This window comes from Bacillus sp. MBGLi79 (assembly GCF_002953915.1).
Genome location: NZ_CP026521.1, coordinates 1,084,227 through 1,099,136 on the forward strand (window position 1 = coordinate 1,084,227; position 14,910 = coordinate 1,099,136).

Annotated in this window: 18 protein-coding genes; 12 read left to right on the forward strand and 6 right to left on the reverse strand. The window is 45.4% G+C overall.

Going from position 1 to position 14,910, the window contains the following annotated elements:
- Positions 1-35: 35 nt before the first annotated feature.
- Positions 36-518: a MarR family transcriptional regulator gene (locus C1T29_RS05380; protein ID WP_014663255.1), complete on the reverse strand. Its 483-nt coding sequence runs from the start codon at positions 516-518 to the stop codon at positions 36-38.
- A 171-nt stretch (positions 519-689) separates the two neighbouring features.
- On the opposite strand from C1T29_RS05380, the gene mprF reads away from it, so the two are divergent.
- Positions 690-3,260, forward strand: coding sequence for a bifunctional lysylphosphatidylglycerol flippase/synthetase MprF (mprF, locus tag C1T29_RS05385; RefSeq protein ID WP_014663256.1), 2,571 nt, complete (start codon positions 690-692; stop codon positions 3,258-3,260).
- 276 nt (positions 3,261-3,536) lie between these two features.
- On the opposite strand, the gene C1T29_RS05390 is transcribed toward mprF, so the two are convergent.
- Positions 3,537-4,514 carry an ABC transporter substrate-binding protein gene (locus tag C1T29_RS05390; RefSeq protein ID WP_095432295.1) on the reverse strand — a complete coding sequence of 326 codons (978 nt, stop codon included), beginning with the start codon at positions 4,512-4,514 and terminating at the stop codon, positions 3,537-3,539.
- 128 nt (positions 4,515-4,642) lie between these two features.
- Between C1T29_RS05390 and C1T29_RS05395 the strand changes: the two genes are divergently transcribed.
- The 4 genes from C1T29_RS05395 (at position 4,643) to C1T29_RS05410 (ending at position 8,340) form a co-directional block, all read left to right on the forward strand.
- Positions 4,643-5,644 carry a FecCD family ABC transporter permease gene (locus tag C1T29_RS05395; RefSeq protein ID WP_040083683.1) on the forward strand — a complete coding sequence of 334 codons (1,002 nt, stop codon included), beginning with the start codon at positions 4,643-4,645 and terminating at the stop codon, positions 5,642-5,644.
- Positions 5,641-6,672, forward strand: coding sequence for a FecCD family ABC transporter permease (locus tag C1T29_RS05400; protein ID WP_095432293.1), 1,032 nt, complete (start codon positions 5,641-5,643; stop codon positions 6,670-6,672). The genes C1T29_RS05395 and C1T29_RS05400 overlap by 4 nt, the downstream gene beginning before the upstream one ends.
- Before the next feature lie 114 nt (positions 6,673-6,786).
- Positions 6,787-7,668 (forward strand): PhzF family phenazine biosynthesis isomerase, encoded by an 882-nt coding sequence (locus C1T29_RS05405; RefSeq protein WP_071581294.1) that lies wholly within the window; start codon positions 6,787-6,789, stop codon positions 7,666-7,668.
- 87 nt (positions 7,669-7,755) lie between these two features.
- The gene (locus C1T29_RS05410) at positions 7,756-8,340 is read left to right on the forward strand and encodes a nitroreductase family protein (RefSeq protein ID WP_071581295.1); all 585 of its coding nucleotides are present in this window, start codon (positions 7,756-7,758) and stop codon (positions 8,338-8,340) included.
- Positions 8,341-8,377: 37 nt separating this feature from the next.
- Here C1T29_RS05410 and C1T29_RS05415 read toward each other — a convergent pair whose 3' ends face one another.
- The 3 genes from C1T29_RS05415 to C1T29_RS05425 form a co-directional block, all read right to left on the reverse strand.
- Positions 8,378-8,569, reverse strand: a complete 192-nt coding sequence (locus C1T29_RS05415) for a YfhD family protein (protein ID WP_014663262.1) — start codon at positions 8,567-8,569, stop codon at positions 8,378-8,380.
- A gap of 66 nt (positions 8,570-8,635) precedes the next feature.
- Positions 8,636-8,746: a YfhE family protein gene (locus C1T29_RS05420; RefSeq protein WP_003223230.1), complete on the reverse strand. Its 111-nt coding sequence runs from the start codon at positions 8,744-8,746 to the stop codon at positions 8,636-8,638.
- 54 nt (positions 8,747-8,800) lie between these two features.
- Complete coding sequence (locus C1T29_RS05425) at positions 8,801-9,712, reverse strand: TIGR01777 family oxidoreductase (protein ID WP_071581296.1); 912 nt, start codon at positions 9,710-9,712, stop codon at positions 8,801-8,803.
- Between the two features lie 88 nt (positions 9,713-9,800).
- Here C1T29_RS05425 and recX point away from each other — a divergent pair, with 88 nt between their 5' ends.
- The 3 genes from recX to C1T29_RS05440 all read left to right on the forward strand — a co-directional run bounded on the left by recX (position 9,801) and on the right by C1T29_RS05440 (position 12,252).
- Positions 9,801-10,592: a recombination regulator RecX gene (recX, locus tag C1T29_RS05430; protein WP_069149210.1), complete on the forward strand. Its 792-nt coding sequence runs from the start codon at positions 9,801-9,803 to the stop codon at positions 10,590-10,592.
- A gap of 8 nt (positions 10,593-10,600) precedes the next feature.
- Entirely contained in the window at positions 10,601-10,915 is a 315-nt protein-coding gene (locus tag C1T29_RS05435) for a YfhH family protein (protein WP_014476208.1), read from the forward strand.
- Positions 10,916-11,058: 143 nt separating this feature from the next.
- Positions 11,059-12,252, forward strand: a complete 1,194-nt coding sequence (locus C1T29_RS05440; protein WP_103749991.1) for an MFS transporter — start codon at positions 11,059-11,061, stop codon at positions 12,250-12,252.
- A gap of 31 nt (positions 12,253-12,283) precedes the next feature.
- Here the strand turns inward: C1T29_RS05440 and C1T29_RS05445 are convergent, their stop codons facing one another.
- Complete coding sequence (locus C1T29_RS05445; RefSeq protein WP_003223241.1) at positions 12,284-12,436, reverse strand: small, acid-soluble spore protein K; 153 nt, start codon at positions 12,434-12,436, stop codon at positions 12,284-12,286.
- Positions 12,437-12,560: 124 nt separating this feature from the next.
- Between C1T29_RS05445 and C1T29_RS05450 the strand changes: the two genes are divergently transcribed.
- From C1T29_RS05450 to ephM, 4 genes are all read left to right on the forward strand, one after another.
- Positions 12,561-12,830 carry a YfhJ family protein gene (locus C1T29_RS05450; protein WP_014663267.1) on the forward strand — a complete coding sequence of 90 codons (270 nt, stop codon included), beginning with the start codon at positions 12,561-12,563 and terminating at the stop codon, positions 12,828-12,830.
- Between the two features lie 118 nt (positions 12,831-12,948).
- A complete protein-coding gene (locus C1T29_RS05455) occupies positions 12,949-13,467 on the forward strand; it encodes an SH3 domain-containing protein (protein ID WP_095432292.1) in 519 nt (172 codons plus the stop codon).
- 83 nt (positions 13,468-13,550) lie between these two features.
- The gene (locus C1T29_RS05460; RefSeq protein ID WP_040083673.1) at positions 13,551-13,883 is read left to right on the forward strand and encodes an SdpI family protein; all 333 of its coding nucleotides are present in this window, start codon (positions 13,551-13,553) and stop codon (positions 13,881-13,883) included.
- Positions 13,870-14,730 (forward strand): epoxide hydrolase EphM, encoded by an 861-nt coding sequence (gene ephM, locus C1T29_RS05465; protein WP_103749990.1) that lies wholly within the window; start codon positions 13,870-13,872, stop codon positions 14,728-14,730. Before C1T29_RS05460 ends, ephM begins: the two co-directional genes overlap by 14 nt.
- Positions 14,731-14,910 lie beyond the last annotated feature (180 nt).

The window sequence follows — 14,910 nt, forward strand, 5'->3', positions numbered from 1 at the left end:
TGTTTCCGCAGTTTGCGGATGACAGACTTGCAGATCTATTCTTTTTTCGCTTTCTCTAATGCTCTTGAAAGGATAGACAGCCCTTCGGAAACAGCCTGCTTTTCTTCAGGGGACAGCAGCTCCAATGAACGCTTCAATTTCAGGTGGCCTTTTTCATACAAACCCCGGAAAATATTTTTCGCATTCTCTGTCAACTGAACAACCACTGAGCGGCGGTCCTCTTCAGAATGTGAGCGTTTGACAAATCCTGATTTTTCAAGCCGGTCAAGCAGCCCTGTTGTATTAGACAGGGAAGCCCCCATTTTTTCAGCAATGTCACTCACTTTCAGTGTTCCATGGTTGTTTAATAGCATCAGCACTTTCATTTGTGGCATGCTCATATCCAGCTTCATCCATTCGGAAACATCACCGAGCCCGGCGGAAGTTAAGACTTTCATATAGAGCACCCATATTTCCCGTTCCTCCGATGAAAGAATGTTTTCGTTTAGTACCGTTGTATCATGTAAATTATATTCCATTTCATCACTTCCTCATCATTCACTCCTCTTATCATATTACTCGATTTCTACTCCTGAAAGAAAGTGAGCAGAAACTGCATGCGGGACTTTGTCCGAGAAATAACGGTAGTGTATAATGAGTTGGAGATTATTGGGGGAGAGATTCGAACTAGAATATGATTGGAGAGACCATTGCTGATTAAAAAGAATGCTTTATCAATATTAAAAATCGTTTTTCCTATTGCTGTTTTGCTATTTGTTATTTATCAATCAAAAAAAGAACTGACAAATCTGTCATTCAAACGTACGCTCATGGTCATCAACGGGCTGGAACGAACAGACTTATTCATACTTGTGTTTGTCGGCTTGCTGGCTGTAGCGGCCATGTCTCTGTATGATTACGTCCTGAAATACTCACTGCGCCTATCGATCACAAACGGAAAAGTATTCAGGGTTTCCTGGATCGCCAATTCATTTAATAATGTGCTGGGATTCGGCGGTTTAGCCGGAGTCGGGTTAAGAATGATGTTTTATAAGGAGCATACGAAAGACCATAAGGCTCTCGTGAAAGGAATCGCCTGGCTCACATCATCTATGCTGCTCGGATTATCTGTTTTCAGCATTTTCGTCGTTGCACGAGTGCTGCCGGTGGATGAAGTCATTCATGAAAAGCCTTGGCTGTGGGCGGTCGTTATCGGTTTTGCGCTGATATTGCCGCTATCCTTGGCAGTGTCCAAAATAAAAGACCGCAAAGCTGGGGACGAAGAAAATGCGGATAAAGTGAAAAATCCGATTTTCGCATATATTGGAGCTTCCGTTGTTGAATGGCTCATGGCCGGGATCGTCATCTATTTTGCTTTGTTCGCTATGGGCGTTCATGCTGATATCAGGTATGTGTTCGGAGTGTTCGTCATTGCGGCGATCGGCGGGATGATCAGCCTCGTGCCGGGCGGCTTTGGTTCGTTTGACCTTTTGTTTTTGCTGGGGATGGAGCAGCTTGGCTATCATCAGGAGGCCATCGTTACTTCTATTGTGTTGTACAGGCTCGCCTATTCATTTATCCCATTCATTTTGGGACTATTCTTTGCCGCAGGCGACCTGACGGAAAATACAATGAAACGGCTCGAAACGAACCCGCGCATCGCACCGGCAATTGAGACGACAAACGTTCTGCTTGTTGTTCAGCGTGCGGTATTAGTGAGAATTCTGCAAGGCTCGCTTTCGCTTATTGTGTTCGTAGCAGGCCTGATTATCCTGGCCTCAGTTTCCTTGCCGATTGACAGGCTGACGGTTATACCGCACATTCCGCGCCCGGCTCTTTTGCTGTTTAACGGTCTGTCTTTAAGCTCAGCGCTCATTCTGCTGATATTGCCGATCGAGCTTTATAAACGGACAAAACGCTCCTATACGATGGCCATTACAGCGCTTGTCGGCGGGTTTGTGTTCAGCTTTTTAAAAGGACTTAACATCAGTGCGATATTCATACTGCCGATGATTATCGTATTGCTTGTGCTATTGAAAAAACAATTTGTCCGCGAACAGGCATCTTATACACTGGGACAATTGATTTTCGCTGTAGCGCTGTTTACTGTGGCACTCTTTAACTACAATCTGATTGCGGGCTTTATTTGGGACCGGATGAAGAAGGTGCTGCGTCATGAATATTTCGTACACAGCACCTCGCATATTACACATGCAACCATCATGGCGATCATCATTGTGCCGCTGTTCTTCTTTATATTTACAGTGGTCTATCATAAGAGAACGCGACCGATCGGAGAGAAAGCTGACCCTGAGCGTCTTGCTGCGTTTCTCAATGAAAAAGGCGGCAACGCGCTAAGCCATCTCGGCTTTCTTGGAGATAAGCGGTTTTATTTTTCAAGTGACGGGAATGCATTGCTTCTGTTTGGGAAAATCGCCAGAAGGCTGGTCGTGCTCGGCGACCCGTCTGGCCAAAGAGAATCATTCCCGCTCGTGCTGGAAGAGTTTCTGAACGAAGCGCATCAGAAGGGATTCAGTGTTTTGTTCTATCAAATTGAACGAGAGGACATGGCGCTGTATCACGATTTTGGCTACAACTTCTTTAAATTGGGCGAGGAAGCATATGTAGATTTACATACATTTACCTTGACTGGGAAGAAAAAAGCCGGCCTTCGGGCAATCAATAACCGCTTTGAGCGGGAGGAGTATACTTTCCATGTGGATCATCCCCCATTTTCTGATGCGTTTCTGGAGGAGCTGAAACAAATCTCAGACGAATGGCTAGGTTCGAAAAAAGAGAAGGGATTCTCGCTCGGATTTTTTGATCCTGCCTATTTACAGAAAGCGCCGATCGCCTATATGAAAAATGCAGAAGGAGAGATCGTTGCATTCGCAAATGTCATGCCGATGTACCAGGAAGGAGAGATATCGGTTGATCTGATGCGCTATCGCGGCGACGCTCCAAATGGCATTATGGACGCATTGTTCATCCGCATGTTTTTATGGGCAAAGGAAGAGGGCTGCACGTCATTTAATATGGGGATGGCACCCTTGTCCAATGTCGGCACTGCCTTTACATCCTTCTGGTCAGAAAGGTTTGCTGCTGTCATTTTTAACAATGTCAGATACATGTACAGCTTCAGCGGCCTAAGGGCCTTTAAAGAAAAGTACAAACCGGAGTGGCGCGGGAAATACCTGGCGTATCGGAAAAACAGATCTCTTTCTGTCACCATGTTCCTCGTTACACGTCTGATTGGCAAAAGCAAAAGAGACTCCGTCTAACAAGACGGAGTCTCAGCGTGTCGGCAAACCCTCGCATTCGTTGTCAGGACTCCGCTTCGGTGCTCCAATGTGAAGTGGATCAACGGCTAAATTCTCAGGCGTCCTGCCTAAAACGCCGTCGTCATCACATCCTGTGAATGCCCGCTCCTATGCTTGTCCTTCCTAGACTTCAAGGGTTTTCAATCACGCTGAAAAGATGACAAAATCCTAAAATGAAAACCATTTTAGGATTTTGTCAACAATCTGAGACTCCGTCTAACAAGACGGAGTCTTTTTTTATTTCGTTTTTAAGAAATAGGTTTCAATATCATCAAGCAGGTAGTTTGCGGCTTTAATTCCGCCTGCGGTTGTCCATACGACGTCATCGACTTCATGTGCGTTACCTGACTTCACGGCCTTTAGGTTTTTCCATAATGAACTGCTTGTCCACTGATTGGCCCATTTTTCATTTTCCTTTGCATTATCGGCTTTATATGTGAAATAAAACAGCACATCGGCATCCATATCAGGAATGGACTCTTTACTGTCTGTTGAGAACGTAAATTGGTCCTTTTGTTTTTTGAACAATTCTACTTGTTTTTCAGGGCGTTTGAAGCCAAGTTGGTCTAAAATAATTCCTGAGAATGAATCAGTATAATAGATTCTTGATTCACCGGATAAAAAGCGTACGACAGAAACTGTTTTGTTGATCTGGTCGCCAAGCTTTTCTTTTAAATCGGCAGCGCGTTTATCAAAATCGGCAATGGCTTTCTTGCCTTTATCCGCCTTGTTCACCGCGTTGGCATATAAAGTCAGGTTATCCTTCCAATTCCCGGCCAAGGATTCAGCAAAAACAGTCGGTGCAATCGCATTTAGCTGATCATAAATTTTTTCCTGGCGCACTTTGTTTCCAATAATCAAATCAGGCTTTAATTCTGCGATGGCTTCCACATTCGGTTCTGTTTCAAGGCCGACGTTTTGAACACCTTTCATGTCATCCTTCAGATAGTCATACCACGGGTCGCCCTTCCATGACTTCACGGCGCCAACCGGCTTGATGCCAAGCGCTAAGAGCGCCTCTGTGCCTTCGTTTGTTAAAACAACAATCCGTTTTGGATTTGCGGGAATGTTGTCTGATGTTCCCATTGCATGTTTAACCGTTCTGGTTTTGCTGTTTGACTCCTCGCTGTTGCTTGAACTTTCTGAACTATTACAGGCAGAAAGTACGACAAGGGTCATTAAAAATACGAATAGCATGCTGATATGCTTTTTCATCTTTTTCCTCCCGATATTGAAATTCATTATCATTTAGATCATAATAAGCAGTGGTGAGAGTGTCAATCCCTAATTGAGGATTATTCTCAAAAACAAACAATACATAGTAAATCTGGGAGAATGAGATCATGATCTGCAAAAAGGCATCTTCAAAATGGATTACGTTATTATGTCTGATTTTCATTTTACTGGCAGCTGTCTGCGCAAGTGTTGTGTACGGTTATACAGGTACGTCATGGGGACAGGTCTATCAAGCGTTTCATTCCTTCAACGGTACAAATGAGCATGTCATCATCAAGGACGTCAGGCTTCCGCGTGCTTTGGTTGCCACAGTCGTCGGCGCCTCGCTTGCAGCCGCGGGAGCACTCATGCAGGCGCTCACAAAAAATCCGCTTGCGTCACCGGGAATTTTCGGAATAAACGCCGGTGCCGGCTTTTTTATTGTGGCCGGATCGTTTTTTCTGCATATTCAATCACCTCAGGCACTAGTATGGAGCTCGTTTCTCGGGGCAGCATTTACCGCTGCGATCGTCTACGCAGCAGGCTCGCTTGGGAGAGAAGGGCTGACACCAATCAAATTGACGCTGGCGGGCGCTGCCATGGCAGCCATGTTTTCTTCTCTGACGCAAGGCTTGCTGTCAGTCAACGAACTTGAGCTTGCCCAGGTGCTATTTTGGCTGACTGGCTCTGTGCAGGGCAGGAGTCTGGATCTGCTGATGACGATGTTTCCATATGCAGCGGCAGCGCTGGTAATCTGCTTTTTTCTTGGCCAAAAAATAAATCTCCTTGTGATGGGAGAAGATGTGGCAAAAGGACTCGGCCAAAAAACGGGCCTGCTGAAATTCGTGATGGCGCTTTGTGTTGTCTTGCTAGCAGGATCTGCTGTCGCCATTGCCGGGCCGATTTCCTTTATCGGCATCATTATTCCGCATTTTTCTAGGTTCGTCGTCGGTAATGATTATCGCTGGGTTCTGCCGTTTTCCGCTGTTTTGGGTGCCATTTTGCTTGTTTCTGCGGACATCGGTGCGCGATATATCATTATGCCTCAGGAAGTTCCTGTCGGGGTCATGACCGCCATCATCGGAATGCCTGTGTTTGTGTACATCGCAAGAAGGGGGGCAAAGCTATGAAACTTCGTTTTGGCGTTACTGCGGCTGAAAAGAAAGCGTGGATCGTCTTTTTGGTTTTACTGGGATTAACAGCTGCTGTCCTCATCATAAGCGCCGGTCTTGGACAAAGGTTTATTCCTCCCTGGGATGTAGCAAAAACATTCTTTGGCGCAGGTTCTAAGCTGGATGAACTGATGATCATGTCGTTCCGCATGCCAAGAATTTTGACGGCTTTATGCGCCGGCGTTTGTTTGGCAGCGGCAGGCGCGATATTGCAGGGACTCGTCAGAAACCCTCTCGCATCTCCGGATATTATCGGAATAACGGGAGGAGCGGCGGTAGCTGTCGTGCTTTTAATGATGTTCTTCTCAGACCGCAGCAGTTCACTGACGATCAGCCTGTCATGGCTTCCAGCGGCCGCATTTATCGGCGCCTCAGCTGTCGGTCTCATCGTCTATTTACTTGCATATAAAAATGGCGCCTCCACATTTCGGCTGGTGCTTATCGGAATCGGATTTTCTATGTCGGCGCAGGCGATGACGACTCTGCTGATGATCAAAGGTCCGATTTACCGGGCATCACAAGCCAATGTATATATCACTGGGTCAGTTTATGGGTCAAACTGGGAGCATGTAAAAATAGCTCTTATCTTATCTGTCATTCTCCTATTCATTTGTTGGATCGCGCTGAAAAATATGAATATACAGGTGCTGGGTGAAGATATTGCGGCGGGTGCGGGAAGCGCTGTGCAGCGAAATCGTTTTTTCTTGCTCCTTTTGAGTACGGCTCTTACGGGTTGTGCAGTTTCAGTTGCCGGCACAATCGGTTTTGTCGGGCTGATGGCGCCCCATATTGCAAGACGGCTTGTCGGCTCATCTTATGGGGCGCTGCTTCCGGCGTCGGCACTTATTGGGGCTCTGCTCGTCTTAACAGCTGATATTGTCGGCAGAACCTTATTTGCTCCGGTGGAAGTGCCAGCCGGCGTCTTTACAGCGGCTATCGGCGCCCCTTATTTTATTTATTTGCTGTATAAAACAAGAAACTCTTGATCGTTACGCCCATTTTCTTGAAGAAGAAAATGGTTTTTTTTATTAATAACTGAAGATTCGTAATTATTTTTGCTATACTGACAGAGACATTGATAAAGAAAGGGCGGCAGATGAATGAAAGAAGCAGAGGTATTAAAATATGAAGCATTTACAAGCAGTCCCGGAAAAGGAAACCCCGCAGGCGTCGTATTGCAGGGAGACGATTTTACTGAAAACGAGATGCAGATCATAGCCGAGCGTGCCGGGTATTCAGAAACCTCCTTTATCCGAAAAAGCGAGTCGGCCGATCTTGAACTCCGTTACTTTACCCCTGGACACGAAATGAATTTGTGCGGTCATGCTACAGTTGCTTCTCTCTACGCATTATGTGAGAAAGGAATGCTGGAGAGCGGTAAAACGTACAGCATCCAAACGAAAGCCGGAATCCTGCCTGTGAACATTTCTGAAAAAGATGGCCGCATTCACATTACGCTTGAACAGGCCTCCCCGCAATTCAAACCATTTACAGGCGATCGGGAAAAACTTGCGCACGCACTGGGAATCACCGAAGAAGATTTTCATGAAGATCTTCCGATTGTATTTGGCAGCACTGGCATATGGACAGCCATCGTACCGCTTAAATCATTAGAGGCTTCTAAAAAGATGGTGCCAGATAACAAACAATTTCCGGAAGTGTTAGTTGATCTGCCAAAAGCTTCAGTCCATCCGTTTACCTTTGAAACCGTTCATCCTGACAGCGACCTGCACGGACGCCACTTTTCATCCCCGTATTCGGGAACGATTGAAGACCCAGTGACCGGCACTGCGTCAGGCGTGATGGGGGCTTATATGAAACATTATGGCAATGCCGAGCAGCATAAATTTATCATTGAACAAGGGCAGGAAATCGGAAAGGACGGAAAAGTCGAAATCGAAATGAACGAAGCGGACGGCCATGTGAAAGTGAAGATGACAGGAACGGCCGTTTACTCAGAAACGCGTGTTTTTAACATCTAATACGGATGATGGTTTACAACAAGATGCACTTTCCGTTATCATTATGAAATGATAATCATTTTCAATTGGATAGGAAGGTGAAACGGTATGCCTCAAACCGAACAAATACATCAGCACACAGAACTGCGAGACATCATACGCAGCAGAAGATCGATTCGAAAGTTTAAACAAGGGCCAGTACCTGCAGAAGTCATTCTTGACATGCTTGAAACGGCAAAATATGCGCCAAATCACAGAGTAACAGAGCCATGGAGATTTATTTACGTTTCCAGTGAGACAGGTAAAGCGAACCTCATCAATACATTTGCAGCGTTCTCTAAGAAATCCAAGCCGGATATGACAGAGGAAAAGCTTCAAAATTTCAAAAACACACTTGGGCGCGTTCCGGGTTTTCTGCTCGTCGTATTTCAGGAAGATGAAAACGAAAGAGCGCGAGACGATGATTTTGCGGCAACAAGTTCATTGATTCAAAACCTTCAGCTTCTTGCTTGGGAAAAAGGAATCGGCATGGTTTGGAAAAGCGGAAAAATCCTATACGACAAAGAAGTCCATCAGGCCTTTGGTTTACAGGATAATGAACGATTCGCCGCCATCATACAAACCGGTTATCCTGACGAGTCGCCGGAAGTGAAAAAACGCACACCGATCCGCGACCGGTTCACTGAAATGTAAAAAACCCCTTGTCTCAAACGGAGACAAGGGTTTTTTATTAACGAGATTTCTTTTTCGCTCTGTTGTCGGCTGCTTTCGCACGCTCTTGCGCTTCGCGGTCATTTGCATCAGCAAGCTCGCTTGAATATTCTTCGTAAACGCCGTCAGTTTCCCTTTTTAATGCATCGGGAACTTGTGGAAGCTTTTGTTTGTTTTTATCACGGTTTTTGTGGATATGATTTCTGCCCATATCAAATTCCCCCTAAAAAGTGATATCAAACAAAGATAGTATTTGGTTTTAAGGGGCTATGTATTCCTACTTCCGCTTAGCAGCTTTTTCCGCTTTTTTAAATTCGCCTGAATAAAGAACTTCCTGCATTTTCTTCAGGTTGGCGCCTTGCTGGTGCTTCTCCCTCTTTTTTTCCATAAAAAGGACCTCCTTCAACCATGTTATTCTTAAGGTTGACGCTTCCTGCTGTTTTTATACAGTCTTTCGGTCCGTTATCAGCTGTAAGAGTGCGAAGGCAAGATCCGAATATGTAAAACGAAATCCAGAGGTGATCGCTTTTTTAGGAAGAGCGCGCTGACCTTTCACAATCAAAAGGCTCATCTCACCCAACGCTTTTGATAAAAAGAATTCCGGGACGGGGAGCCAGTGCGGGCGGTGCTTCACCTGTGCAATCGTTTTGCCGAATTGTTTCATTTCCACAGGATTGGGCGCGGTGACATTCATTGGGCCAGAGATGCCGGCGTTTTCCACCGCATATCGGATCATCTGGGCTGCGTCTTCGACATGAATCCATGACAGCCACTGTCTGCCTGTTCCGATCGTTCCGCCGGCCAGAAACTTATAGGGGAGAACCATAAGCGGTAGAGCGCCTTTTTCTCCAAGCATCACGCCAAATCTCGCATAAACCGTCCTGATGCCCATCGCCTCAATATTCTGTCCTTCCTTTTCCCACAGGTGCGCAGTATGGCTGAGAAAATCCTCATCTGACGTTGCAGAATCCTCTGTAAAGGTTTTCTCAAGGCTTGTGCCGTAAATACCCACAGCACTGGCTTGGATCAATGTCTTCGGCTTCTCCTTCTGTTTACGAATAAGCCGCTGCACTTCACGCGTCGCATTGATACGGCTGGAGAGAATGTCCTGCTTCGTTTTTTCTGTCCAGCGGCCAAAAATCGATTTTCCCGCAAGGTTTATCCAGACATCAATATGAGGAAGTTCCTGCTCCGGGGCGGCTCCTTCCGTCAGCCATTGGACATATGTCATATTTTTTTGTTCAGTTTCCCGTGCGTTTCTTGATAAAATATAAACATGGTGTCCCTGGCGGGTAAGAACGCCTGTCAGATGCCGGCCGAGAAAACCGGTTCCGCCCGTCATTGCGATATTCATCAACATCTCTCCTCATCGTTCTAATAAATATACTTTACCTCATTTTAATAAAAGGAAACACGTTTCAGGCCTGAGAAGGGAGATTAAGATGCCGTTTATTACAAAAATATCAGCGCAAAAAAAGAATACGGAACGCTTCAATATTTTTCTGGATGATAAATACGCCTTCAGCGTGGACGCGGATGTGCTTGTGAAATATGAGCTCAAGAAGGGAAAAGAACTTGATGATCTTGACATCATTGAGATTCAATACGGCGATGAAGTGAAGAAAGGCTTCAACCGCGCGCTTGAATTTTTATCCTATCGAATGCGGTCAACGAAAGAGGTCGAGGACCACTTGAAGAAAAAAGAAACCTCGCCACCCGTCATTGCGGAGGTCATCCATAAGCTCAACGATTACAAGTACTTAAACGACCAGGAATTTGCCGCAGCCTATGTCAGCACCCACAAAAAAACAAACGGAAAAGGACCTGATGTTTTGTTCAGAGAGCTGAGAGCGAAGGGAATTGATGACGATACAATTAAGGAGGCGCTAAGTTCTTTTTCCTTTGAAGATCAGACAAGAGAAGCGGTCAAGCATGTTGAAAAGCTTCTCAAAAAAGATAAAAAGCTTTCGACAAAAGAACTCAAACAGCGCGCCCAGATGCAGCTTCAGCGCAAAGGCTTCTCATTTGATGTCATCAATGCGGCGCTAGAGCAGATTGAATATGAAAATGATGAAGACACAGAGAAAGAAGCGCTGCGCATTCAAGCAGAAAAAGCGCTTAGAAAATACCGCTATGACGGCTCCTATGAAAGCGCCATGAAGGTCAAACAATTTTTATTCCGCAAAGGATTCTCACTCGATTTAATCGAACAATTTCTGCACGAAGAGGAGTAGCTGAAAAAATGGAGAAACGATACAGTCAAATGACACCGCACGAACTCAATACTGAAATCGCATTACTTTCTGAAAAAGCAAGAAAAGCCGAACAGCATGGAATTATAAACGAACTGGCAGTGCTCGAACGGAAAATTACGATGGCAAAAGCATATTTGCTGAACCCGGAAGATTACTCACCGGGAGAAACGTACCGTGTTGAAGACACTGAGGACGAGTTTACCATCAGTTATTTAAATGGCGTTTTCGCATGGGGATACAGAACCTCTTCTCCTCAGCAAGAGGAAGCGCTGCCAATCTCAGTTTTGAAAGAAAAAGAATAAAGCGTAACAGGGAGGCTGATCATCAGCCTCTTTTTTTTTGCAGCACATTTACACGAGGTCTTAAAGAAAAAATCATTGAATTCACTTTAAAAATCTTTTAGTATGGAACTCGTTGTTTTTTAATATCAAAGGAGGCGATGACGTTGAGTATCAAAAGCCCATCTGTAAAATTTATTATATTTGTTCTTATGATTTGTACATTTTCAATCGGCTATACAGAATACGCGGTGATGGGTATTTTGACGTCGATTGCCAATGACTTTCATATACAGGTTTCATCTGCAGGGCTTCTTGTCACGGCTTACGCGGCAAGCGTCTGTTTGACAGGACCGCTCGTCACCATCATTTCTGTCAAGCTCCCGAGAAAGCCTGTGCTTCTTGGGCTGATGGCGATTTTTATCCTTTCAAACCTGATGAGCGCACTGGCACCGAATTTTGCGGTACTGGCCGTCTCAAGAATTTTATCTGCGTCCATTCACGGCGCATTCTTCGCGATTGCCATGGTCTTCGCCAGTGAAATGGTTCCGCCTGAAAAGCGCGCTGCAGCCGCTGCTTCAATGAACGGCGGACTGACAGTAGCTCTAATGCTTGGTGTTCCATTCGGTTCTTATCTCGGAGATGTCCTGAATTGGAGAGCGGTGTTTTCCATCATTACGGCACTTGGAGTCATCGGATTTTTAGGCCTTATGGCTGCCGTGCCAAACAGAAAACCAAAAGTGATCCCCATGCTTATGAATGAGTGGGGGGTTTTTAAGCACAAACAAGTGCTGTTTTCCTTCGCGATTACCATTTTAGGCTATTCCGGTGTCTTTATCGCCTACACCTTTATCGAACCGATCTTGAGACATTCAGCCGGATTCAGCACGGTTGGCATTACAGGCGCTCTCTTTGCGTATGGTTTGGGAGGCGTTGCAGGGAATTTCTTTGCGGGAAAAGTGCCACTGCCTCTGTTGACTCGGACGATGATCGGCGTAATGATCGGTTTAATTGGTGTTCTGGCTGTATTTCCGTACATCGCCATTTACCCGGCTGCAGCCATTGTGGCCACGTTCCTATTCGGGGCATGCGCATTCGGCACGCCGCCTCTGCTGCAAACAAAGGTCATTTCATCATCTGAGGGCGGCACAACCATTGCCGCAGCTGTCAGCGTATCAGCATTTAACCTTGCCAATGCCCTTGGTGCATGGATCGGCGGAATGATTTTAAGCGGAACTGGCTCTTATTCCTGGCTGTTTGCAGGCGGCGCGCTTATGACCGCATGCGGACTTGTGCTTTCTACCTTCGCATACTTATCAGAAAAGAAGAGCGTCTACGAATATCAAGTCAATAAAGGGTAAAAACAGCTGCAGTGTATGCAGCTGTTCTTCTTTACCGTTTGCCAGAGGCTCTCATTCTTTCTTGAGGATGCTGATTGATCGATCCATCAGCACGCTTTGAAGCATAGTCGTCCTTTGCTCTCGGTTCACCCTGAAATTTGTTTTCGTTTTCGTAAGGAAATCCTTTTTCTTTATTCCGGACCATGTCATATCCCCCTAGGTTCGAGATCAAAAAGTTGCGTCTTTCCAGATGAAGACGTAAGGTTAGTATATGGAGAACACCACGTAATAAAGCGTTATTTTTTTCCTGAAGAAAGGAGACTGCACATATGAATATGTACATTGAGAAACTGACGAATCTGCTTCTGGAAAAGAACGATATGATCAGCTATATACAGGCGAAGACATGGGTGGAATTGCTATGGAGCGATTTCGAAGCAACCTATGCAAAAGCCGGACACGCCTATCAGGGTGAAAAAATGACTGAAAAAATCGTCACACAATGGATCGAAAACTACGGAGGCCAGCTCCACCTTTTTCAAAGCTCCCGTAACGACGTGAATGATTACTTACATCAAAGCAGAGGCCTTTTGCATTAAAAACCTGCCGTTAGCGACCGGCAGGTTTTTTCATTTTTTTTTACATAAAACATGTTTCGCCAGCCTGTCAATCAGGGAATACCACTTATATCTTGTCATATGCGAGGAGGAGCTTTAAATGAAAAAGAAACAAGTAATGCTCGCTTTAACAGCTGCCATAGGAATGGGCTTGACAGCACTTCACTCCGCTCCCGCAGCAAAAGCTGCGCCCCTTCACGACATATCTGTCAGCATGCCATCATCCGATACTTACATCATAAAAGCAGGAAAACTGAATGTCCGGACTGCGCCAAATCATGAAGGTGATATTCTCGGCACTGTATCATCAGAACAAAAGGTAACAGTCGATGGGTTCGTAAATGCCGATTGGGCTCAAATTCATTTCAAAGGGAAGAAAGCATATATTTCAACTCACTTTTTAATGAAAACCGCAAGCCAAGCGAAAACAACGAAACAGACAGCCTTCTATACACCGACACCCGAAAACGGAAAAGCTAAGCAGCTCTCATCTGGAACAGAGGTGACAATACTCGGGTGGGGATTCAGTGAAAACGGAGGATTTGACTTCACTTGGGCGTTCGTGGATTATGGCGGTGTTATAGGCTATATTCACACAAAGGATTTACAAATGCGATAAAAGGCAGGCCGAGGCTTGTCTTTTTGTCTATGCGTGAAACATTTCTTCTTTCTGCACGTAACAATGAGAAAGGAGATGATAATATGGCTGGTTTAGTCAGCGGAGGGCTTATGATCATTGCGGGCATACTGATCAAACAGTTTCCTCCCAAATCCATCAACAGTGTGTACGGATACAGAACAAGACGCTCAATGTCAGATCAAAGATTATGGAATGAAGCGAACCGTTACAGTGCATCATTAATGATCCTGTCAGGCTTGGTGATTGCGGGAATGGGATTTTTGCTGGGATCAAGCTTGATCATTCTTCAGCTAATCCTGCTGATTGCCGCTTGTGTCATCATATTTATGCTAACGGAAAAAAGACTGAAAACCATGATGCACAGTCAAGGAGGAGATAGAAGTGGACGGAGTTAAATGCCAGTTTGTCAATACAAACGGAATCACGCTCCATGTGGCAAGCGCAGGACCGGAAGACGGCCCGTTACTTGTCCTGCTTCATGGATTTCCTGAGTTTTGGTACGGCTGGAAAAATCAAATCAAACCGCTTGCTGATGCGGGTTACCGGGTCATTGCTCCTGATCAGCGGGGCTACAATCTCAGTGACAAACCGGAAGGAATTGATTCGTACCGGATTGATACATTAAGAGATGATATCATCGGACTTATTACGCAATTCACTGATGAAAAAGCAATTGTCATCGGGCATGACTGGGGAGGGGCTGTCGCATGGCATTTGGCTTCCACACGCCCGGAATATCTTGAAAAACTGATCGCGATCAACATCCCGCACCCGCACGTCATGAAAACCGTAACGCCGCTTTATCCGCCGCAGTGGCTGAAAAGCTCGTATATCGCATTCTTTCAGCTGCCAGACATACCGGAGGCATCACTAAGGGAAAATGAATATGAAACATTAGACAAAGCGATTGGATTATCGACCCGTCCGGAGATTTTTTCGTCCGAGGATGTCAGCAGGTACAAAGAAGCGTGGAAACAGCCGGGTGCACTGACAGCTATGCTGAACTGGTACAGAGCCCTCAGAAAAGGAAGCCTTGCAGAGAAACCGCCTTACGAAACAGCACCTTACCGGATGATCTGGGGAATGGAAGACCGCTTTTTGAGCAGAAAGCTTGCGAAAGAGACGGAAAAGCAATGCCCGAATGGACATCTCATCTTTGTAGATGAAGCTTCCCATTGGATTAACCACGAAAAACCAGCCATCGTTAATCAGCTGATTTTGGAATATCTTAAGAACCAATAAGGAAAATTTCTCTCCATCCGTCTGCCATAATGGCAGACTTTTTCTGTGCGATTTTTTCATAGTCTGTTTTAAACATGACAAAATAACTTTAAAAATCATGAATGTCACCATAAAATTGTAACAAAAAACAGGTTTAAACGACTTTAAAAAAAGGAATAGCCTTACTGAAGATTTGTGTAA